We start from the raw sequence: 20857 nt of genomic DNA, 5'->3' as shown, positions 1-20857 counted from the left end.
CGACACGTTCATGCGCGCACGTCGGCGCGCATGAACACGCGCTGCGTCTCGTCGAGGCCGCGCGCAACGTGATGCGCGCGGATCGCGTGCAGTGTGTTGTCGAGCGATGCGTCGTCGACGATGTGGAAACCGAGGCGCGCGTAGTACGGCGCATTCCACGGTGCATCGCGGAACGTCGACAGCACGACCTCGGCAATGCCGTCTTGCGCGGCGCGCGTCATGATCCGCTCGATCAGGCGCGCGCCGATCCGCTGCCCCGCATGCGACGGCGCGACATCCAGTTCCTCCAGATACAGCCGCTGCGCATCGAGCAGCCGGTAGAACGCGAAGCCTACGCACGTTCCCTCATCGTCCGTCGCGACATACGCGCGACCGTCGTCGATGCGCACGAGCACGTCGGCCGCATCGGTCGGTTCGCCTTCGGCGATGTCGACCATGCCGATGGCGCGAAAGCGCTGGGCGGCGGCCACTTCCACGGCGGCCATGGCGGCCGCGTCTTCCTGCGTGGCGGGACGAATCCGGATTGATGCTGTCATCACGACGAGATAGGCGGGCGGGAACGGCCGTCACTATAATCGAAACTTCATACCTTTCGAACGCCCTGCCCCCGAGGTTCGTCATGACGCTGTCCGCGCTCGCCGTGTTCGCCCTCGCCCTGCTCGTCACCGCCGGCACGCCCGGCCCGAGCGTCGCCGCGCTCGTCGCGCGCGTGCTGACGAACGGCGTGCGCGACGTGCTGCCGTTCCTCGCCGCGATGTGGATTGGCGAGGCGCTGTGGCTGACGCTGGCCGTCGCCGGGCTGTCCGCGGTCGCGCGCACGTTCGCGACGGGCCTGCTCGTGCTGAAGCTGCTCGGCGTCGCGTATCTGCTGTTCCTCGCGTGGAAGATGTGGACCGCGCCGACCGATACGCAGGCCGACGACCTGCCGCGCGGCCAGTCGCCGTGGCGCATGTTCGTCGCGGGCACGCTGGTCACGCTCGGTAACCCGAAGATCATGCTGTTCTATCTCGCGCTGCTGCCGACGATCGTCGACCTGACGCATGTCGGGGTCGTCGCGTGGGCCGAGCTCGTCGGCACGATGCTCGCGATCCTGATCCTCGCCGACTGCTTCTGGTCGCTGCTTGCCTCACGTGCGCGCGCATTCCTCACTTCGGCACGCGCGAAGCGGATCGCGAACCGCACGAGCGCGACCGCGATGGCGGGTACGGCGGTGGCGATCGCGACGCGTTGAATACGGCATCGAACGCGCCCGCAATATCCTGCGCGCCTGACCCTCGCGCACCTAACAACCGCTCAGCCTGCGACTACCACCCGGCTCGCGCACATGCTCATTGCATTCGACCAGCGCCCGCACCAACCCCCAGTCATCGTCGTCGCAGAAATCGAGCAGCACCGCGCCACACGGGCCACGCAGCTCGCGCAACCGCTCGGCGAGCCGCGCCTGAATCCCCTGCACCCTGCCATCGCCGCGCGCGACCACCGAAGGATTCGCGCCCATCCCCGTACCGCTGCAGAAATTGACCGCCCAGCGGCCGCTCTCCGGCGACGGCATGCCGGTCAGCAGCGCGTCGATCACGCGCCACTTGTAGTTGATCGACCCGACCACGGGCACACGGTATTCATCCTGGATCACGAACGCCGCATCGGGATGATCGATCGTAAAGGTCGCGTTGTCGGGCCACGCGGTCAGGTCGATGCCGAGCGGTCGGCGGCTGCGAAACCGCCGCAACAACACCACCGCGCCGCGCACGTCGCCGAGCGCCGGCAGCGCGCCGCCCGCATGCCAGCGCAGCCGCGGATGTCGCGCGCAATGCGCATCGAACGTTGCCTCGAAACCGCGCGTGCATGCGTGCGCGGGCCACTCGTCCTTCACCGACATCACGATGCATTCGCGCGGATGCGCATCGAGAAAGCGCGCGCAGTCCGCGAGCACGTCGTCGAACGACATGCCGAGCGCGATCCCGCCGTGATGCATGTCGAACGTGTCGCGGCGATGCCGGCACCGGATGTCGAGCAGGCGCACGCCGTGCGCGAGCTGCGCATCGAGCGGCGCGCGCTGCGTGCGCACGAGTGGATCGTCGACCGTATACGCACAGGTGTCATGGCTGCCCGGTAGGGTCAGCGTAGGCAGCGGCCGCGCGTCGTCGAGCGCCGACATCCAGTCGGCCAGCGGCGTGGGGGCTTCGAGTCGCGAAGGGATCATGAATCGATGACTGACAAGGAAAGAAAGACGTGGGTGACGGCGTCGGATGTCGCCGTGCGGGCCGGCGTGTCGCGCTCCGCGGTGTCGCGCGCGTTTTCGCTGACGGCAAGCATCGCGCCCGAAACGCGCGAACGCGTGATGGTGGCCGCGCGCGCGCTCGGCTACCAGGTCAACCTGATCGCGCGCGACATGATCACGCAGCGCAGCAGCATGATCGGCGTCGTGACGGCCGGGTTCGAGAATCCGTTCCGCGCGCGGCTGCTGTCCGACCTGATGGCCGCGCTCGGCCAGCGCGCGTTCACACCGCTCGTGACCAACGCCGACGACCCGCATCAGGTCCGGCAATCGCTCGAACGTTTGCTCAGCTACCGGATCGCGGGCCTCGTGATGACGTCCGCATCGCCGCCGCTGTCGGTCGCGCGGCAGTATCTCGACCACCGGATTCCCGTCGTGATGATCAATCGCGAAGCGAACCTGCCGGGCGCGGATGTCGTCGTCAGCGACAACGCGGCGGGGGCCGCCCACGCCGCGCAACGGCTCGCGCGGGCCGGCGCGCGCCGGCTCGCGTTCATCGGGCCGCGTACCGCGAGCTACAGCGCGCGCTCGCGCGCGGATGCGTTCGAGCAAGGGTTGCAACGCGGTGACGCATTCGATGTGACGCTCGTCCGCGTGATCGACACGCGCTCCGACACGCATGCGTGCGGCATCGATGCCGCGCGGCAACTGTTCGCATCCGGCAAGCGCCCGGACGGCGTGTTCTGCTCGTCCGACCTGCTCGCGCTCGGCGTGATCGACGCCGCACGCGACGCATTCAGCCTGCGCGTGCCCGACGACCTGCGCGTGATCGGCTTCGACGACATCCCCGCCGCGGCATACGACGCCTATCGGCTCACGACATTGCGCCAGGACACGCAAGGCCTCGCGCACGCGGCCGTCGACCTGCTCACCGACCGGATCCAGTCGTTCGACGGTGCGTCGCGCACGCGCGTCGTTCCGGTTACGCACGTGGTCCGGCATAGCTGCGCGTAACGCGCCGGGTCACTTCAGCCCGCCGGCGAAGCCGCGCAGCAGATAGCGCTGCACGTAGCCGGCCACGGCGAGCGTCGGCAGCGACGCCAGCAGCCCCGCGCTCATCAGGTCGCCCCAGTCGATGCCGTTCTCCGTCACGTAACCGGCAATCGCGAGCGGCAGCGTGAAGCGGCTCGGCGTCGACACGAACAGCAGTGCGATCAGGAACTCGTTCCACGCGGCGATGAACACGAAGATCGCGGTCGCGATAAGCCCCGGCGCGCACAGCGGCAGCACGATCTGCACGAGCCGCCGCGCGAGCCCCGCGCCGTCGATGCACGCGGCCTCCTCGTATTCGACCGGCACGTCGCGCACGAACGCGAGCAACATCCAGATCGCCATCGGCAGCGCGTAGATCTGGTAAGCGAGCATCAGCCCGAGCGTCGAGTCGAGCAGATGCAGCCGCTTCGCGAGCGCGAACAGCGGCACCGCGATCGTGATCGGCGGCATCAGCTTCAAGGCCAGCACGAGCATCAGGAACAGCACATCCAGCCGCGCAGGAAAGCGCAGCCGCACGAGCGCATACGCGGCCGGAAACGCGAGCGTCAGCGCGAGCAGCGTCGTGCCGAACCCGACCAGCAGCGAATTGGCGAGCGGCGCGCCGATGCCGTTCGACCATACCGACGCGAAATGCTCGAGCGTCGGCGCGGCCGGCCAGATCCGCAGCGGATGATCGAGACGCTCGAGCGTCGGCATGAACGCCGCGCCGGCCATCCACAGACACGGCAGCAGCAACAGCGCGAGCGCGACGATGCGCAGCGCCCATGGCACGGCGCGACCGAATACGGCACCCGTTCGCGCGTGCGCGATGCCTGCGGATCGCGCCGTCATGCGCGCCGCTTGCGAACCGTCTGCCATACGTACCCCGAAACCAGCAGCGCGGACGCCGCGAGCATCAGCACCGACGCGGCACTCGCCGGCCCGACGTTGAAGAAGCGGAAGCCCGTGTCGTAGATGTAGGTCGACAGCGTCTGTGTCGCGTTGCCGGGGCCGCCGCCCGTCAGCGCATAGACCTTGTCGAACAGCTTGAACGTGTCGATCGAGCGCAGCAGCAGCGCGAGGCCGATCTGCGGCGCCGCGAGCGGCAGCGTGATGTCGCGCAGGCACTGCCACTCGCTCGCGCCGTCGGTGCGCGCGGCTTCGTACAGTTCCTGCGGGATCGATTGCAGCCCGGCCAGCACGATCAGGAACGCCATCGGCGTCCACTGCCACACGTCGACGAGCGCGAGCGACCACAACGCAAGATGCGGATCGGACAGCCAGCGCACGCCTTCGATGCCGAACGCGGCGAGCAGCGCGTTCAGGAAGCCGTCGAAGTTGAGCCAGTTGCGCCAGATCGCCGAACACACGAGCGTGGACAGCATCATCGGCAGGATCGCGAGCGGCAGCGCGAGGCGCCGCCCCGGAAACGCGCGCACGAACAGCAGCGCGAGACCGAAGCCGAGCGCGACCTCGACGAGCGATGCCGCGATCGTGAAACGCAGCGTGTTGCCGAAGCCGGCCGCGAACGCATCGTCGCCGAGTACCGCGCGATAGTTCGTCAGCCCGATGAACGCGCGCCGGCCGGCCGCATAGTCGACCTGGCAGAACGAATCGATCAGCACCTGCGCGACCGGGTACAGCGCGAGCGCGGCCAGCACCAGCAACGCGGGCCCGAGCAGCGCGACGAACGGCAGGCTGCGGCCGAGGGCTTTCATGCGCGGATTCCGGACGATGCGTGACGACGGGCCGTCACTTGCCGGCCGCGGCCATCGCCTGCGCGATCTTCTGCTGCGCCTGGCGCAGCGCGGCGTCGGGTGCGGCCTGCCCGGTCAGCGCGAGCTGCAGCTGGTCGCCGAGAATGCTCTCGACCTGCTGCCAGTCCTTCACGCGCGGCCGCGCACGGCCGGCCTCGAGCGCCTTCAGCTGATCGGGGTACCAGCGGTACTGGCGCACCAGCGCCGGATCGGCGAACACGCTGCGGCGCGTCGGCGGAATGCCGATCCCCGCGAGGCGCGTTTGCGTGTCGCGTGCGGTCAGGTAGGCCAGGAAGTCCTGCGCGAGCTTCGCATGCGGCGCATCCTTCGGAATGCCCATCTGCCAGATGCCGAGCATCGGCGCCGGGCCGGCCGTCTGTCCGGGCGGCGGCTGCAGCGCGATCTGCCCGACCACGCGCGACTGCTTCGGATCGTCGAGCGCCGGAATCCACGCCGGCCACACCTCGATCGACTGCGCGGCGGTGCCGCGCTGCAGCGCGTCGCGCACTTCGGCGGCACCGTACACGTCGACGTCCTTCGGTGCGGAGGCCTTCAGCGCGAGGAAAGTCTTCAGCGCGGCCTGCGACTCGCGCGAATCGATCGTCACGTTGCCCGCACGGTCGAACACGTCGCCGCCGTAGGCCCACAGGATCGGCAGGAAGCCCGTCACGACCGGGTTGCCCTTGGTGCCGCGGAACACGACACCCGACACGCTCTTGTCCGCGCCGCCGACGGTCTGCGCGATCTTCAGCACGTCGTCCCAGTTGCGCGGCGGCTGCAGCTTGTATTTCGCGAGCAGATCCTTCCGGTAAGCGAACATCTCGACGTTGCCGACGATCGGCAGCGCATACAGCGCGCCTGCGGCGTTGCGGCCGAGCGCGACCGCCGACGGCACGAGATCGGCGTCCGCGAGCGACGCCGGCAGCGGCTTCAGCCAGCCGTTGCCGATGAATTCGGGCGCCCACGTGTCGTCCATCATCACGAGGTCGTACGTGCCGGTGCCTTCGCGCATCGACAGCTTCATCTTCTGGTACAGGTTCGCGTTCGGCAGCTTGAGCAGCTCGATGTCGGTGCCCGGATGCAGCTTGGTGAAGCCGGCGACGGCGTCGGCCAGCCCCTTGCCGTAGATGTCGTCGCGGCCCGCGATGACGAGATCCGCGGCAAAGGCATGCGAGGCGGCAAGGGACAGCGCAACGGCGGCGGACAGCGCGCGCAGGCGGCTCAGCAGGGTCATGAGGTCTCTCTCGATCGGCGTGGTGGCGGGTCGGCCTCGCGTTGCACACGTGTGCAACGCGGGCGGCGCTTCTGGCGGCCTGAAGCGAACGCCATTGTTCACGTCGATCGTTAAGAATTTGTGGCACGCGGCGGGATCGGCCGCCATCGCGGCCGGCCGCCCCGCCCGTGTCAGCCCACGCATGCCGTCAGAAGTTCACGCGAATCCCGGCCATCACCGCGAGTTGCCGGCTCGAATTGCTGTTCGCGAGCACCGGGATCTGCGCGTAGTTCGCCGCATTGCCGTTCGCGTCGGTGCCGAGCCCCGTGCCGCTCGCGATCTGGCCGATCGCGACCGCATACAGCGCGGTGCGCTTCGACAGGCTGTAGTTCGTGCCGACGTTGACCTGATGGAAGCGCGTCGTGCCGCGCCCGTCGGTATGCGCGGCGTTGAAGATGTACGCGACACCGCCCTGCAGCGCGGGCGTGAACAGGTACGTGACGTTCAGCTCGCCGATGTCGAACGTGAACGCCTGCGTGCGCGGCTGCGCGCCGGTCGAGAAATAACGGCTGTCGCCGAGGCGCGTGTGGGTGTAGGTCAGCGCGACCGTCGCCGCGCCGAGCGTCACCGAGCCGCCCGCGCCGAACGCGCGCATCGAGCCGGCGTCCTGCAGCAGGCAATACATCGCGCCCGGGTTGCTGCACGCGAAGTCGCCGATATAGCCGCTCGCGCCGCCGAGCGCCGCATCGAGCGGCTGGTGCAGGTCGAGATAGCCGACCGAGAACGCGACCGGCGCGCGGGTGTAGGTCGCCGCGACCGCATAGCCGCGCTTCGCGGAAAAGTCGCCGGCCTGCCCGCCGAAGCTGAACGTGCCGCCGAACGTCAGGCCGTTGAAGTCCGCGCTGGTGAACTTCACCGCGTTGTTGAAGTTGAACGCGGCGTTCAGGTTGTCGACGTCGCCGAGGTGCGAGCCGTACGGCGTCGCCCAGTTGTTGCTCGACACGTACGCGCCGAGCATGTCCGTGTACGAATCGTATTGGCGTCCGAGGCCGAGCGTGCCGATCCCGTCCTGGCGCAGCCCGACCCACGCCTGCCGGCTGAACGCGGTGCCGCCCTGCAGCGCCTGCCCGTTCGCGGACAGGAACTGCTGCTCGAGCGAAAACACCGCATTGAGGCCGCCACCGAGCGGCTCCGCGCCCTGGAACCCGAAACGCGACGGCACGAGGTTGCCGCCGCCCATCTGCCATGCATGGCCGCCGCCCGTGCTGCCGTCGGCGCGCGTGAACTGCTGGTTCGTCGAATAGATGATGCCGGTATCCACGGTGCCGTACAGCGTCACGCTGCCGGAGGTCTGCGCGTGGGCGTGCATGCAACCCAGCGTGGCCGCCGCCGCGGCCAGTCGTCGTCCGATCTTCATGTCCCGTCCCTCTGTTGTCATCGATTCGCAGTGCAAACCGATGGAGTTGTCGATATGGCTGACAGGACTCTATCCAGCGAAAATTCGGGACCTCTATCCCAAATCAGCAAACGGTGAAGCGAACGGGCGACACGCGACGGCGCCCGGCGGCGCCGTCGCGGCGCGAAGACGTCATTCGGGGCGCAAGGTTTGCGACGGCAGCTCGCCGAACAGGTCGCGATACTCGCGCGCGAAATAGCCGAGATGCGTGAAGCCCCAGCTCGCGGCGGCCTCGCCGACGCCGAGTTGCTGGCCGGAAGTGGTGCGCAGCAGGCGCCGCACCGCGTTCAGCCGGATCGTGCGCAGATAGCCGACGGGCGTGACGTCGGCGACGCGCTGGAAGCTCGTCTGCAGCGTGCGGCGGCTGCAGCGCAGCGCGCGGCACAGTTCGAGCACGGTGACGGGTTCCTCGGGCCGGTCGCGCAGGTGTTTCTCGCACCGGCTGACGATATCGCTGTAGGTGGCGTGCGTGATGTCGCGGCGCTCGACGCCGATGCCCTGGTCGAGCGCATCGAGGAACATGCCGAGCATCGCGTCGCGGAACATCTTGCGGGTGGCCGCGTATTCGAGACAGCCGGGATTGCGCTGCGCATCGTCGATCAGCGACGACAGCCGCGCGCCGAGCGCGACGCCCTGCGCGTCCGACAGCCGCGTGACGTGCCGCAGCTTGCGCGCGCCGGCCGCGCCGAACTCGGCTTCGCACAGCTCGTCGATCATGTCCGACGCGGCGCTGATCCCGACCAGCCCCATCCCTTCCGGCGTATGGAATTCGAAATCCTCGCCGGCGCGCAGCGCGAGCAGCGCATAGCCGTCGACCGGCTGGCCCTGGAACGTGCCGGCGAGCGGCACCGACAACGGCACCGCGAGCGACGTGCGCCCCGCCGGCGCGAGACCGGTTTGCGCGACACGCCGGTTGGTCGTCTCGCGGAAGAAATGGAAATCGTCGTACAGCACCTGCGTGACGGTGCCCCTGAACCGGCCCGGCGTCATCTGGCGGTAGACCTGATGCCAACCCGCGATCGCGAGCCCGTGGTCATGCACGTCTTCGTGTGAGCGTGACTGGAACAGCATCGGCATCTCCGGTAAAACCCTGATCCACGCTGCGGCCGCACGGCGCGCAACGCCACAGCTTACCCCCGCAAAATTCCGCGTAGTGCGGTTTCGAATGCAAGACAGGCCGCCGACAGCGCGGCGGCCTGCTCGCCGGTCAGGCGAACGTAGCGGCGAAACGACGGCATCCGGTTCACGACCTCGCTGCCGCCGAACGGCACGACGGCGAGCGTCCAGCGCCCGTCGCGCGCGGCGATCGTGCAGTCGGTCAGGTGCAGCGGGCGGAGCGCGCCGGCAAGTGACGAATCGGCGACGAGCGCGGCCACCATCCGCACGAATCCGGGGTCGCATCCCGGTGCGGGCTCCGCCGCGACGCCGGTGCGCCGCAGCCAGCCGGTCTGCAGCACGCGTGCAACGCCCTGCCCGGCCGGACCGTCCGCGTTGATCGACACCTGCACGCTGACCGTATGCATCAGGAACTGACGGTCGACGCGTTCGTCGATGCTCACGCGCACGCCGTTCGGCAGCCGGACCGTGGGTTCGCTGACCTCGCCGTCCGCCTCGCGCACCGCACCGAGGTCAGCCAGCACGCGCGCGGCGATCGCGCCGGGCCGGTGGCCGGGCGGCGGTGAGTCGGGCGCCGCGCGCCACCGGGCGAATGCGAGCCTCACGACGCGACGTGCTCGTTGCGCAGCACTTCTTCCACCGGCACCGGCTTGAACGGATGCCGGCGCTGCACGACGACCGTCCAGAACAGCGCGTACAGCGCGGTGAGCCCGAGCATCGCGCCGAACGGCACGTAGATGTCGCGCGCGTTCATGCCGGGCGGCGTGATGTACCAGATCGCGAGCACGATGCCGACGCTCGACACGATCTGCGGCAGCGGGAACAGCGGCGAACGGTACGGGCGTGGCAGGCTCGGGCGCCGGATGCGCAGCATCACGACCGACGCGGTGACGAGCAGATACGCGGTGCCCCACGCGCAGGTCGCGGCGAGCACGAGGTGCAGGATGCTGTCGAGGTTGCCGTTGATCAGCCAAGCATGGAAGATCGGCACGACCGCCGCCGCGACGATGCCGACCACCGGCGTCTTGAAGCGCGGATGCAGGTACGCGAAGCAGCGCGGCAGCGCGCCGTCGATCGCCATCCCGTACAGGATGCGCGGTAGCCCGGCCATCAGCGTGTTGATCGTCGCGGCGCCCGCGCACAGGAACGCGATGCCGAACCAGACGCGGCCGAAGGGCCCAAGCACCTGCAGCGCGAACGCGGGAATCGCGCCCGGCGTGTCGAGCAGGTGCGTGAGGCCGTCCGGGCTGACCGGCACGTTCGCGACCTGGCGGCGGATCGCCGCGCCGTACAGGAACATGCAGATCGCGACGCCGACGAGGCCGAGCGCCATCGCGCGCGGAATCGTGCGGCCCGGCGCCTTCATTTCCGGCGCGAGCGGCGTGACGAACTCGCAGCCGACGAACATGAACATCGCCATCCCGACCAGCGACAGCACGGCCGGCACCGACGTGCCGACTTCCGAGCCGCCGAACCAGCCGTCGAGATGCACGGCCGGCGCCGCTGCGAGCCCGAGGATCCCGAAGATCATCAGCGACAGCCACATGCCGGCCGTCAGCACGATCTCGAGCTTGCTGAACACCTTGATGCCGATGATGTTGGTGATCGCGAACGTGACCACGAGGCCGACGCCGACGAGCCACGCGCTGTTGTGCTTCTCGAGCGCGGCGTTCAGCGACTCGAAGTTCACGAGCGCCATGATGCCGCTCAGGATCGTCTCCGCCGTACCGGCGAACACGTGCACGAGGAAATACGCGGAAATCGTGCCGGTGATCGCCCAGAAGCGGCCGAGCCCGCACGACAGGTAATCGTAAACCGAGCCGGCCGTCGGCAGCATCGCGGCGGCTTCGGAGAACGTCGTCGCCTGCGCCTGCATCATCACGAACGCGATGATCATCGCGACCGCGAACGCCCAGCCGCCCATCCCGAAACCCGACGTCGCGGTGAGAATCACCGGGCTTGCCATGATGAGGCCGACGGCACTCGCCAGCGCGGTCGGAAAACCGACCGCGCCCGCCTTCAGCACCGTGCCGCCGCCCGCTTCAGCCGGCGCAGCGGCGGGCGTATCGCCCGCGGCGCCGGTCACTCCAGACCATTCCGACATCCTTGTCTCCTTCCTTTTTCGGCCGGCGCCGGCGCCGCGGCGCCCGCTCCTTCCGTACTTCGCGCTCGGCCCTGGGCGGCGCTTCAGCGCGCCGGCCCCCGGGCCCCTGTCGATCCAGTCCTGATCCGATGTCGAAAAAATACGCAGGCAAAATAATCCGGTCATAGCGCAAATCGGCAAACCGGCGGTGGCGAACGGGTTATCCCGACCGCCACCGCCGGTTCGTCGTCACGCGATCACGGCGTTTCGGCGTCCCGGCCTCACGCGAACGGCACGGCCTCGAAGCCCGCCGCGAGCGCGTCGACGATCCGGTCGAGCTGCGCGCGCTGGATCACGAGCGGCGGCGACAGGATGATCTTCGTGCCGACCGGACGCACCAGCACGCCGTGCTCGCGCGCCACTTCCGCGACCGCGTTCGCATAGCCGGACAGCGGATCGATCGGCTCGCGGGTCTGCTTGTTCGCGACGAGGTCGAGCGCGAGCATCAACCCCTTGCCGCGCACCTCGCCGACCGCCGCGAAGCGCTGCGGGAACGACTGCAGCGCTTCGAGCAGATACGCGCCCTGCTTCGCCGCGTTCGCCGGCAGGTCTTCCTTCACGACGATGTCGAGGCTCGCGATCGCGGCCGCGCACGCAACCGGGTGCCCGGCGTACGTGTAGCCGTGCATGATCGCGCCGCCGAAGTCCGCGTTCGCGGCGAACGCGTCCTCGATCCGCGCGTTCACGGCCGTCGCGCCGAGCGGCACGTAGCCGGACGAGATCCCCTTCGCGAGACACATGATGTCCGGGCGCACGCCCCAGCCGCGGCTGCCGAACAGGCTGCCGCTGCGGCCGAAGCCCGTCACGACTTCGTCGGCGATCAGCAGCACGCCGTAGCGGTCGCACACCTCGCGCACGAGCGGCCAGTAGTTGGCCGGCGGCACGATCACGCCGCCCGCGCCCTGCACCGGCTCGGCGATGAACGCGGCGACCGTGTCGGGGCTCTGGAACTGGATCTCGCGCTCCAGCATTTCCGCGCAGATCCGGCCGAGTTCCTCCGGATCCTGTGTGAACGGGTTGCGGTACAGCCACGGCGTCTCGACGTGGAAGCAGCCGGGCAGGTTCGGCTCGTAGTTGCGGCGAAACACCGTGTTGCCGTTCACCGACGCGCCGCCGAAGTGCGTACCGTGATAGCCCTGCTTCAGCGAGATGAACTTCGTGCGGTCGGCCTGGCCGCGCACCTTCCAGTACTGGCGTGCGATCTTCAGCGCGGTCTCGATCGAGTCGGAGCCACCCGAGCTGTACAGCACGCGGCGCATGCCTTCCGGCTCGAGCATGTCGATCAGCTGCTTCGACAGCTCTTCCGCGCGCGGATGCGAGATGCCGTCGAACAGCTGGAAGTATTCGAGTTCGTCGAGCTGACGCACGATCGCGTCCTTCACTTCCTGGCGGTTGTGCCCGACGTTCACGTTCCACAGGCCCGCGACGCCGTCGACGAGCTGCCTGCCGGTTTCATCGAACACGTAGCAGCCGTCGCCGCGCACGATGCGGATCGGCTTGCGCTGTTTCATTTCGTTCGGGTGCAGCATCGGGTGCCAGAACTTCGCTTCGTTGTAGCTCATTGCAGTCTCCACTTTCGGATCGTTTGAACCTGGATCGCCCAGGGTCGAGGTTCGAGGTTGCCGGATCTGGCGCCGCGCGTCAGTGCGCGATGCAGACGGATTTGGTTTCGGTGAAGCCCTCGATCGCGTACTGGCCGAACTCGCGGCCGATGCCCGATTGCTTGTAGCCGCCGAACGGCATCGACGGGTCGAGCGGGATGTGACAGTTCACCCACACGGTGCCGGCCTCGATCCGCGGCACGAGGTTCATCACGCGCTTCAGGTCGTTGCTCCAGATGCTCGCGGCGAGGCCGTACGGCGACGCGTTCGCGAGCCGCACCGCGTCGGCCGCGTCGTCGAACGGCACGACGACGATCACCGGGCCGAACACTTCGTCGCGCACGATCGCGCTGTCCGGATGCGGATCGGCGATCACGGCCGGCTTCACGTAGTAGCCGGGCAGGTCGTCGGCCGGCGTGCCGCCCGCGAGGAACGTGAGGCCCGCGCGGCGCGCGCCTTCGATGTGCTGGACGACCTTGTCGCGATGGTGCGCGGACACCAGCGGGTTGATCTGCGCGGTCGTGTCGAGGCCCGCGCCGAGCTTCATCGACCGCGCGACGCCCGCGAGGCCATCCGCGAGCTGCGCGAACCTGCTGCGGTGCACGTAGATGCGAGACGCGGCCGCGCACACCTGCCCCTGGTTGAAGAACGCGCCGGCCGCGACGCCGTCGAGCGCCTGCGCGACGTCGACGTCGTCGAGCATCACGATCGGGTTCTTGCCGCCAAGCTCGAGCGAGAAGCGCGTCATGTTCTGCACGGCCGCCGCGCCGACCTGCTTGCCGGTCGCGGTCGAGCCCGTGAACGAGATCTTCGCGATCGACGGGTGGCTCGACAGCGCAGCGCCGCACGTGCGGCCGCCCGTGACGACGTTGAACACGCCGGGCGGCACGCCGGCGTCGCGTGCGAGCTCGGCGAGGCGCAGCGCGGTGAGCGGCGTTTCCGGCGACGGCTTCAGCACGATCGTGCAGCCGGCCGCGAGCGCCGGAATCAGCTTCCACACCGCGATCATCAGCGGGAAGTTCCACGGCACGATCGCGGCGACCACGCCGACCGGCTCCTTGCGCGTATAGGCCGTGTAGCGCGCGCCCGGCGGGAACGGGATCGACACGTCGAGCGTCTGGCCGGTGATCTTGGTCGCCCAGCCGGCCATGTAGCGCGCGTATTCGACGCTCGCGCCGACCTCGATCGCACGCGACACGTGGATCGACTTGCCCTGGTTCAGCGTTTCGAGTTGCGCCAGCGTTTCGGCGTCGGCTTCGATCAGGTCGGCGAGCTTCAGCAGGATGCGCTCGCGGTCGGCCGGGCGCAGCCCGCTCCACACGCGGGTGTCGAATGCGTGCTTCGCGCTGGCGACCGCGCGGTCGACGTCGTGCGCGTCGGCATCCGCGACCGTCGCGAGCCGCTCGCCCGTCGCCGGGTCGTACACGTCGAGCCGCGCGGCCGAGTGCGCGGGCTGCATGGCGCCGTCGATGAAAAGGCCGAAGTCGCGTGCGACGAAGGTGCGCACGGTGTCGCTGACGGCGACAAAGTTCGTGGTGCTCATGGGCGTCTCGATGATTGTCATGGCTGAGCCGCGTGCGCTCGGGCATGCGGGCGTCGAACCACTGTATCGACGGGGGATCGCGCCCGGTGAGCGCAAATTGGCAGCGCGTGCGCGATCGACACGCGGGTGACTCGGGAACGTGGAATGGCAGCGTGCGAACGCCGCGCTATCGTCGGATGAATGGCGCGGGGTGAATGCGGGCGCGGGAAAAATTACAGGAACAACGCGCCGACCAGCTCGGTGCGATTCGACACGCCGAGCTTCCGGTACATGCGCATCAGATGCGTCTTGATGGTCGGCTGCCCGAGCGCGAGATCGCGGGCGATCTCCTTGTTCGAGCGGCCGTCGCGCACGAGGCGCGCGATCTGTTCCTCGCGGTAGGTCAGCCGCGCCTCGCAGCCGATCCGGTGGATCCCGCGCCGCGCGCGCAGCAGCGGGGCCAGCGCGGCCTCGGCGACCGGCTGCAGCCGTGCCAGCGCATCGATCTCGCCCGAAGCGAACCGTCCCGCCGCGTTGTTGCCGTCCGTGTCGCCCTTCCCGAAGCGCAGCAGCGAAAACGCGCCGACCGTGCGGCCCGCGTCGTCGCGCAGCCAGATCTCGACGACATCGGCGACATCGTGCCGCCGCAGGAAACGGGTCCAGTACGCTGACGCATCGCGTCGTTCGTCAGGCAATTGGGAAGCGAGCGTGACGACCGCGCGTTCGCCCGCGGCGCAGCGCGACGGATGCAGCGGATCGAGCATCCGGTAGCGCGCGATGTAGATGCGATGCATCGGCTCCGGCATCCCGAACAGCTCGAAATCGGCCGGCTCGCCGCTCAGGTCGAGCCGGTAGAACACGATCGCGGACGGGCTCGCGAACGCGTCGAACGCATCCACGCACGCACGCAGCGCGCGCTGCCAGTCGGCGGCTTCGTGGTCGGCGGGAACGCATGAGGTCGGCATGATGGGAGCGGCCGGCGGCCGAACGTATCGAAGATCGAAGTTCGGGCCAGCCTACCGGCGCCGAAACGGGCCGGTGAGCACGAATCGGCAAATCGTCGGTGGGTGACGGATCGCGGGCGCGCCGGCCGTGTCGCGACAACAGGATCTGCGTCAGGAAATCATGCGCCGCGAGCCGTGCGATCGAAAATGGACGTCGACGGTGGCGCGAAACATCGCGCGCACCGATCAAGCGCGATCGGAACGATCAGCGAAGTTTCCGGCGCGGCCGTGCGTGCGGCCGCGAAACGGAGGCGTCGCAGCGTGCACACCCCGCCCTGTCAGTCAGCATCAGTGCGCGTTCGCGGCGAACGTGTCGCAGACGCTCAGTTCGCCCGACTCCATCCCGCGCCGCAGCCAGTACACGCGCTGCTCGCTGGTGCCGTGCGTGAAGCTTTCCGGCACGACGTAGCCCTGGCCTTGCTGCTGCAGCCGATCGTCGCCGATCGCGGCGGCCGCCTTCAGCCCCTGCTCGAAATCACCGGGCTCCATCAGCCGCTGGTTCGCGCGCTGCGCGTTGTTCGCCCACACGCCGGCGAAGCAGTCGGCCTGCAGTTCCATCCGCACCGACAGCGCGTTCGAGCGTGCCTGGCTCGAACGGCGGCGTGCGGCATCGACCTTGTCGGCAATACCGAGCAGGCTCTGCACGTGATGGCCGACTTCGTGCGCGATCACGTACGCCTGCGCGAAATCGCCGCCCGCGCCGAAGCGCTTGCGCAGTTCGTCGTAGAAGCCGAGATCGATATACACGTTGCGGTCGCCCGGACAGTAGAACGGCCCCATCGCGGTCTGGCCGGTGCCGCACGCGGTCGGCGTCGAGTTCGTGAACATCACGAGCTTCGGCGGCTCGTACTGCGCATGCAGCTGGGTGTTGAAGACGCCCGTCCACGTGCGCTCGATATTGCCGAGCACCTTGCGCGTGAACACCGCGCCGGGATCGTTCGCCGGCGCGCCCTGGCGCTGCGCGGGCGCGGGCTGCGCCTGCTGCTGCCGGCCCTGCAGCGCCGACGCGCCTTCGAGCACGACGCGCGGGTCGATCCCGAAGAAATACGATGCGGCCAGCGCGACCACGATCGTGCCGATGCCGATCGTCGCGCGCCCGCCGCCGAACCCGCCGCCGCGTCGATCCTCGACGTTCACGCTTTCTCTTTCGTCGTCCAGCCTCATTGCCGGCCCCTCCCTGCTCTTGTCGATGGTCCGGCCGCGCGACGCGCAGCCGGGCGATCCGCCGCCGCGACAGGCGCGATCGGCGAACGCGATGCATTCGTATCGGGCGCGCGCTCACGCCGATATGGCCGCCTGCCGCTCCGCTTGCACGACGGAACCGGCCGGCACGCCGCGCACCGGTGCGCGGGCTCGCCCGCGCTATTTTGCCGGGCTTTCACGACTTGTCGCAAAAATACGGAGGATAGAGCGATTCGGCGCCGAACATCGTCAGCCTTTGCAAAATGGCCGCGATTTTGCGATCGGCCAGGTGCCGCGTGCGATCCTCGATCGTCCGGCTGGTTCACATTCATCCTTTCGGCGGATACCGGCGTGCGTCGGCGCCGCCTAAAGTGACCGGAAACGACACCTTTCCGGAGCACGACATGACGCACCCGCAACCCCGTACGATCGCGATCACCGGCGCAGGCACCGGCATCGGCGCCGCATGCGCGCGGCGCTTCGCCGCCCGCGGCGACCGCGTCGTGCTGATCGGGCGGCGTCGGGCACCGCTCGACGCGCTCGCCGCCGAGACAGGCGGCCTCGCACTCGCCGGCGACGCCGCGAGCACGGCCGACTGGGCCCGCTTCCTGCCGGAGATCGCCGAACGGTTCGGCGCCGTCGACGCACTCGTCGCATGTGCCGGCGGCCACGGTCTCGGCCGCGCGGACGAAACCGACGACGCGCAGTGGCGCGACGCGATGCATGCGAATCTCGGCACCGCGTTCGTCAGCGCACGCGCGTGCCTGCCCGACCTGATCGCGCAGCGCGGCAGCATCGTGCTGGTTGCGTCGATCGCCGCGCTCGCGGCCGGGCCGGGCGTGTGCGGCTATACGGTCGGCAAGCATGCGCTGCTCGGGCTCGCGCGTTCGCTTGCACGCGACTACGGGCCGCACGGCGTGCGCGCGAACGCGGTGTGCCCGGGCTGGGTCCGCACGCCGATGGCCGATGCGGAAATGGAGCCGTTGATGAACGCGTACGGCGACACGCTCGACGGTGCGTATGCGCGCGTGAGCGCCGACGTGCCGCTGCGGCGCGCGGCCGATCCGGACGAGATCGCGGCCGTGTGCACATTCCTGGCATCGCCCGACGCGTCGTTCGTGACCGGCGCGACGCTCGTCGCCGACGGCGGCGCGATGGCCGTCGACGTGCCGACGCTCGCGTTCGACAAGCTTTGACGCGTGGGGGCGGCACGGCCGCGCGATGCGTCCTCGAGGGCGGCCGCGCGACGTGCCGCGCGCGTCGTCCGCTACTCCGTCGCCTACACCCGCTCGTTTCTCGCCCCTGAAATCCGCTAACATCGACCGGTCCCGCCGCCCCGCGCGGCACCGCCTCACCGTTCGGAATGCGATGAACATCCGGTTTCTTGAAACCTTCGTCTGGCTCGCGAAGCTGGAGAACTTCCGGCTCACGGCCGAGAAACTGCACACGACGCAGGCCGCCGTGTCGAGCCGCATCGCGTCGCTGGAAGAAGCGTTCGACGTGCGGCTGTTCGACCGCAACACGCGCTCGGCCACGCTCACGCCCGCGGGCCGGCGCATGCTCGCGTACGCGGAGCGGATCGTGCGGCTCGACGGCGAGATGCGGCGCGACATCGACGCGGCGAGCGACGCGGGCCTGATCCGGATCGGCGTGATCGAGTCGATCGTGCACAGCTGGTTTCCGGCGCTGATGGCGCAATTGCGCGAGCGCTATCCGCGCCTCGACGTCGAGATCACGAGCGACACGACGCTGCACCTGATCCGCCTGCTGAGCACCGACGGCGTCGACCTGATCCTGCAGACCGATCCGGTGCCGGGCCCCGACTTCACGAACCTGCCGCTGTGCGAATTCCCGGTGCGCTGGGCGGCGAGCCCGCGTCTCGGGCTCGGCGGCGAACGGCTCGGCGTCGCGCGGCTTGCCGCGTACCCGATCATCAGCTTCTCGCGCCACTCGGGGCCGCACGCGACGATCGAGCGGCTGTTCGCGGCCGTCGAGCGGCCGGCCAGCATCAACTGCATCACGTCGGTCGCCGCGATGATCCGGCTCGTCGCCGACGGCTTCGGCGTGGCCGCGCTGCCGCCCGCGATCATCGGGCGCGAACTGCAGGAAGGCGCGCTCGAACTGCTCGACGTCGAACCCGAATTCCCCGCGCTGCCACTCGTCGCGTCGTACCGCACGCAGGGCCTGCCGGTCGCCGCGCGCATCGCGGAACTGGCGAGCGAAGTCGCGCGCGCGATGCCGGCCGCCGCGAGTCATGCAAAACCGGTCGCATCGGCAAAGGCCGATGCCGCTTCCGCTTCCGTCGACAAGACCCCTGCCCGGCCGGCGACAAAAAGCCGAACCGCGGCGGCAAAACGCCCCCCCGAATCCGCGCCGCCCGCCGCCCCGGCGAAACGCCGTCCGCGCCGCTCATAAGAAAACCTGTTCACCGCGAATTTGTTTTCTTGTTGGACGGGCGCGGCCCGGCTTCGGGACACTGCGGTTCCTGACACACCCCCGTCACAAGGAACCCGCAATGACCCGCCTTTCCCTTCCGCACGGCCAGCTCTGCGTCTGGACGGATATCGACCCCGCGCACGAAGCCGACTTCAACGCGTGGTACGACCGCGAGCACATGCAGGAGCGTGTCGCGCTGCCCGGCTTCACGCATGCGCGGCGGTTTCGCGCGACCGACGGCGGCCCGCGCAAGTATCTCGCGCTGTACGTAACGGACACGCTCGACGTGTTCCGCAGCGACGCGTACCGGCGCGCGTTCACGCAGCAGACCGCCTGGTCGCTCGCGAACTTCGAACGCATGACGGGCACGCAGCGGCGGGTCGGCGCCCTGACGATCGAGGCCGGCGACGGCGAAGGCATGCATCTCGCGCTGTTCGTGCTGCCGCCCGAACACATCGACGTGCCGCACCTGCGCGAGCGCTTCGACACGGCGCTGCGCGAACCCGGCATCCATGCGGCGCGGCTGTTCCGCACCGCGCCGGAGCTGTCCGCGCCGGTCGGCGCCGATGCGGCCGCGCGTCCGGCCGCCGACGCGCTCGTCCTGATCGAAGGCAGCGACGCCGCGACCACGCGCCGCGTCGCCGCCGCCATCGCCGGTCACGACGACCTGCGCACCTTCGACCTGCTGTGGCGTGCCGCCGCGCCGCTGCCGGTTGCGCACCGCGATGCCGACGCGAAGCCGGCCGCCGCCGCGCTGTTTGCCTGAACCCGGACGCCGCCACCGGCCCCACCGCACGTCCTGCGCACGCGGCCGGCGCGTCAGCCCCTGCGCATCATCCCGTCATCCTTCACGACATGCCCGACACCATGAGCACGCTCGCCCAGCCCGCCGCCCACGCGCCTCGCCGTGTCCGCAACAGCCGACTCGCGACCGCGAGCATGATCGGCACGTCGCTCGAGTGGTACGACTTCACGATCTACAACACGCTCGCCGCGCTCGTCTTCAACCATCTGTTCTTTCCGTCGGTCGATCCGCTGGCCGGCACGATCCTCGCGTTCTCGACCTATGCGGTCGGCTACGTGTCGCGCCCGCTCGGCGGCTTCGTGTTCGGCAACCTCGGCGACCGCATCGGCCGCCGCGCGGTGCTGATGCTCACGCTCGTGCTGATGGGCGTCACGACCGCGCTGATGGGCGCGCTGCCGACCTATGCGCAGGCCGGCATCCTGAGCCCGATCCTGCTCGTCGCGCTGCGCTTCGTGCAAGGCGTCGCGCTCGGCGGCGAATGGGCCGGCGCGGTGCTGCTGTCGGTCGAGCATGGCGACCAGAAGCGGCGCGGACTGTCCGCGTCGTGGACGCAGATCGGCCCATCGTTCGGCACGCTGCTCGGTACCGGTTGCATCGCGCTCGTGACGCTGTCCGCCACGTCCGACACCTTCCTGTCGTGGGGCTGGCGCGTGCCGTTCGCGGCCAGCGCGCTGCTTGTCGTGTTCGGTTTCTGGCTGCGGCGCGGCGTCGACGAAACGCCGCAGTTCGAGCAGCTCGCCGAATCGGACGCAACCGCCGACGTGCCCGTCGCCGACGTGCTGAAGTACCACTGGCGGCGCCTGCTGATCGCCGGCGGTTCGCGCATCGGCTCCGACGTGCTGTACGCGCTGATCGTCGTGTTCACGCTGACCTACGTGACGACCGTGCTGCACCTGTCGCGCCCCGTCGCGCTGACGGCGGTGATGGCCGGCACGGCCTGCAACGCGCTCGCGGTGCCGTTCTTCGGTGCGCTGTCGGACCGCTTCGGACGCCGTCCGGTGTACCTCGCCGGCGCGCTCGCCGGCGTCGTGTGGGCGTTCGTTTTCTTCACGATGCTCGACACGGCGCGGCCCGGTGCGATCGTCGCGGCCGTCGCGATCGGCCTCGTGATCCATGCGGTGATGTACGGCCCGCAAGGCGCATTCGTCACCGAACAGTTCCCGACGCGCGTGCGTTATGCGGGCTCGTCGCTGGCCTACACGCTTGCGGGCATCGTCGGCGGCGGCTTCGCGCCGCTCGTGATCGCCACGCTGTTCCGCCAGACCGGGACGACGACCGCCGTGTCGCTGTACGTCACCGCGTCGCTCGTCGTGACGTCGATCGCGCTGCTGGCCGCGCGCGAGACCGCGCACCGGCCGCTCGCCGACTGAGC

At 69.4% G+C, this 20857-nt stretch carries 19 protein-coding genes; 6 read left to right on the top strand and 13 right to left on the bottom strand.

The features are described from left to right. Positions 1–8: 8 nt before the first annotated feature. The gene (locus DIE22_RS32425) at positions 9–536 is read right to left on the bottom strand and encodes a GNAT family N-acetyltransferase (RefSeq protein WP_124606970.1); all 528 of its coding nucleotides are present in this window, start codon (positions 534–536) and stop codon (positions 9–11) included. Between the two features lie 83 nt (positions 537–619). On the opposite strand from DIE22_RS32425, the gene DIE22_RS32420 reads away from it, so the two are divergent. Beyond that, positions 620–1231 carry a LysE family translocator gene (locus DIE22_RS32420; protein WP_124606969.1) on the top strand — a complete coding sequence of 204 codons (612 nt, stop codon included), beginning with the start codon at positions 620–622 and terminating at the stop codon, positions 1229–1231. Positions 1232–1282: 51 nt separating this feature from the next. Here the strand turns inward: DIE22_RS32420 and DIE22_RS32415 are convergent, their stop codons facing one another. Next, positions 1283–2203 carry a phosphatidylinositol-specific phospholipase C gene (locus tag DIE22_RS32415; RefSeq protein WP_185640739.1) on the bottom strand — a complete coding sequence of 307 codons (921 nt, stop codon included), beginning with the start codon at positions 2201–2203 and terminating at the stop codon, positions 1283–1285. Between the two features lie 6 nt (positions 2204–2209). Between DIE22_RS32415 and DIE22_RS32410 the strand changes: the two genes are divergently transcribed. Then, positions 2210–3232 carry a LacI family DNA-binding transcriptional regulator gene (locus DIE22_RS32410; RefSeq protein WP_124606968.1) on the top strand — a complete coding sequence of 341 codons (1023 nt, stop codon included), beginning with the start codon at positions 2210–2212 and terminating at the stop codon, positions 3230–3232. Positions 3233–3241: 9 nt separating this feature from the next. Here the strand turns inward: DIE22_RS32410 and DIE22_RS32405 are convergent, their stop codons facing one another. The 11 genes from DIE22_RS32405 to DIE22_RS32355 form a co-directional block, all read right to left on the bottom strand. Continuing rightward, a complete protein-coding gene (locus DIE22_RS32405; RefSeq protein WP_124606967.1) occupies positions 3242–4102 on the bottom strand; it encodes a carbohydrate ABC transporter permease in 861 nt (286 codons plus the stop codon). Then, positions 4099–4968: a carbohydrate ABC transporter permease gene (locus DIE22_RS32400; RefSeq protein WP_124606966.1), complete on the bottom strand. Its 870-nt coding sequence runs from the start codon at positions 4966–4968 to the stop codon at positions 4099–4101. The genes DIE22_RS32405 and DIE22_RS32400 overlap by 4 nt, the downstream gene beginning before the upstream one ends. Before the next feature lie 34 nt (positions 4969–5002). Further along, positions 5003–6241 (bottom strand): ABC transporter substrate-binding protein, encoded by a 1239-nt coding sequence (locus DIE22_RS32395; protein WP_124606965.1) that lies wholly within the window; start codon positions 6239–6241, stop codon positions 5003–5005. Between the two features lie 187 nt (positions 6242–6428). Beyond that, positions 6429–7637, bottom strand: coding sequence for a porin (locus DIE22_RS32390; protein WP_124499178.1), 1209 nt, complete (start codon positions 7635–7637; stop codon positions 6429–6431). A gap of 171 nt (positions 7638–7808) precedes the next feature. Next, complete coding sequence (locus DIE22_RS32385; RefSeq protein WP_124499179.1) at positions 7809–8747, bottom strand: helix-turn-helix domain-containing protein; 939 nt, start codon at positions 8745–8747, stop codon at positions 7809–7811. A 59-nt stretch (positions 8748–8806) separates the two neighbouring features. Beyond that, positions 8807–9397, bottom strand: a complete 591-nt coding sequence (locus DIE22_RS32380) for a DUF3156 family protein (protein ID WP_124499180.1) — start codon at positions 9395–9397, stop codon at positions 8807–8809. Beyond that, complete coding sequence (locus tag DIE22_RS32375) at positions 9394–10896, bottom strand: APC family permease (protein WP_124606964.1); 1503 nt, start codon at positions 10894–10896, stop codon at positions 9394–9396. Before DIE22_RS32375 ends, DIE22_RS32380 begins: the two co-directional genes overlap by 4 nt. 260 nt (positions 10897–11156) lie before the next feature. Next, entirely contained in the window at positions 11157–12497 is a 1341-nt protein-coding gene (locus DIE22_RS32370) for an aspartate aminotransferase family protein (protein WP_124606963.1), read from the bottom strand. Between the two features lie 79 nt (positions 12498–12576). After that, entirely contained in the window at positions 12577–14079 is a 1503-nt protein-coding gene (locus DIE22_RS32365) for an aldehyde dehydrogenase family protein (protein ID WP_124606962.1), read from the bottom strand. A gap of 212 nt (positions 14080–14291) precedes the next feature. Further along, on the bottom strand, positions 14292–15023 hold the full coding sequence (locus DIE22_RS32360; protein WP_124499184.1) for a helix-turn-helix transcriptional regulator: 732 nt from the start codon (positions 15021–15023) through the stop codon (positions 14292–14294). A 327-nt stretch (positions 15024–15350) separates the two neighbouring features. After that, positions 15351–16226 (bottom strand): neutral zinc metallopeptidase, encoded by an 876-nt coding sequence (locus tag DIE22_RS32355; protein WP_124499185.1) that lies wholly within the window; start codon positions 16224–16226, stop codon positions 15351–15353. 422 nt (positions 16227–16648) lie between these two features. Between DIE22_RS32355 and DIE22_RS32350 the strand changes: the two genes are divergently transcribed. The 4 genes from DIE22_RS32350 to DIE22_RS32335 all read left to right on the top strand — a co-directional run bounded on the left by DIE22_RS32350 (position 16649) and on the right by DIE22_RS32335 (position 20855). Next, positions 16649–17440, top strand: coding sequence for an SDR family NAD(P)-dependent oxidoreductase (locus DIE22_RS32350; RefSeq protein WP_124606961.1), 792 nt, complete (start codon positions 16649–16651; stop codon positions 17438–17440). A gap of 172 nt (positions 17441–17612) precedes the next feature. Then, entirely contained in the window at positions 17613–18659 is a 1047-nt protein-coding gene (locus DIE22_RS32345; protein ID WP_124606960.1) for a LysR family transcriptional regulator, read from the top strand. 100 nt (positions 18660–18759) lie between these two features. Then, a complete protein-coding gene (locus DIE22_RS32340; protein ID WP_124499187.1) occupies positions 18760–19446 on the top strand; it encodes a DUF4286 family protein in 687 nt (228 codons plus the stop codon). A gap of 89 nt (positions 19447–19535) precedes the next feature. Next, positions 19536–20855: an MFS transporter gene (locus DIE22_RS32335; protein WP_124499188.1), complete on the top strand. Its 1320-nt coding sequence runs from the start codon at positions 19536–19538 to the stop codon at positions 20853–20855. Positions 20856–20857: the final 2 nt, after the last annotated feature.

Source organism: Burkholderia sp. Bp9142 (genome assembly GCF_003853415.1).
Lineage (GTDB): Bacteria > Pseudomonadota > Gammaproteobacteria > Burkholderiales > Burkholderiaceae > Burkholderia.
The sequence above is the reverse complement of the archived record's forward strand: the minus strand, read 5'-3'. Positions and strand labels throughout refer to the sequence as shown.

Excerpts from the sequence above, each read along its gene's own strand:
- DIE22_RS32425 (WP_124606970.1), bottom strand. The coding sequence starts at position 536 with ATGACAGCATCAATCCGGATTCGTCCCGCCACGCAGGAAGACGCGGCC.
- DIE22_RS32420 (WP_124606969.1), top strand. The coding sequence starts at position 620 with ATGACGCTGTCCGCGCTCGCCGTGTTCGCCCTCGCCCTGCTCGTCACC.
- DIE22_RS32415 (WP_185640739.1), bottom strand. The coding sequence starts at position 2,203 with ATGATCCCTTCGCGACTCGAAGCCCCCACGCCGCTGGCCGACTGGATG.
- DIE22_RS32410 (WP_124606968.1), top strand. The coding sequence starts at position 2,210 with ATGACTGACAAGGAAAGAAAGACGTGGGTGACGGCGTCGGATGTCGCC.
- DIE22_RS32405 (WP_124606967.1), bottom strand. The coding sequence starts at position 4,102 with ATGACGGCGCGATCCGCAGGCATCGCGCACGCGCGAACGGGTGCCGTA.
- DIE22_RS32400 (WP_124606966.1), bottom strand. The coding sequence starts at position 4,968 with ATGAAAGCCCTCGGCCGCAGCCTGCCGTTCGTCGCGCTGCTCGGGCCC.
- DIE22_RS32395 (WP_124606965.1), bottom strand. The coding sequence starts at position 6,241 with ATGACCCTGCTGAGCCGCCTGCGCGCGCTGTCCGCCGCCGTTGCGCTG.
- DIE22_RS32390 (WP_124499178.1), bottom strand. The coding sequence starts at position 7,637 with ATGAAGATCGGACGACGACTGGCCGCGGCGGCGGCCACGCTGGGTTGC.
- DIE22_RS32385 (WP_124499179.1), bottom strand. The coding sequence starts at position 8,747 with ATGCTGTTCCAGTCACGCTCACACGAAGACGTGCATGACCACGGGCTC.
- DIE22_RS32375 (WP_124606964.1), bottom strand. The coding sequence starts at position 10,896 with ATGTCGGAATGGTCTGGAGTGACCGGCGCCGCGGGCGATACGCCCGCC.
- DIE22_RS32370 (WP_124606963.1), bottom strand. The coding sequence starts at position 12,497 with ATGAGCTACAACGAAGCGAAGTTCTGGCACCCGATGCTGCACCCGAAC.
- DIE22_RS32365 (WP_124606962.1), bottom strand. The coding sequence starts at position 14,079 with ATGAGCACCACGAACTTTGTCGCCGTCAGCGACACCGTGCGCACCTTC.
- DIE22_RS32360 (WP_124499184.1), bottom strand. The coding sequence starts at position 15,023 with ATGCCGACCTCATGCGTTCCCGCCGACCACGAAGCCGCCGACTGGCAG.
- DIE22_RS32355 (WP_124499185.1), bottom strand. The coding sequence starts at position 16,226 with ATGAGGCTGGACGACGAAAGAGAAAGCGTGAACGTCGAGGATCGACGC.
- DIE22_RS32350 (WP_124606961.1), top strand. The coding sequence starts at position 16,649 with ATGACGCACCCGCAACCCCGTACGATCGCGATCACCGGCGCAGGCACC.
- DIE22_RS32345 (WP_124606960.1), top strand. The coding sequence starts at position 17,613 with ATGAACATCCGGTTTCTTGAAACCTTCGTCTGGCTCGCGAAGCTGGAG.
- DIE22_RS32340 (WP_124499187.1), top strand. The coding sequence starts at position 18,760 with ATGACCCGCCTTTCCCTTCCGCACGGCCAGCTCTGCGTCTGGACGGAT.
- DIE22_RS32335 (WP_124499188.1), top strand. The coding sequence starts at position 19,536 with ATGCCCGACACCATGAGCACGCTCGCCCAGCCCGCCGCCCACGCGCCT.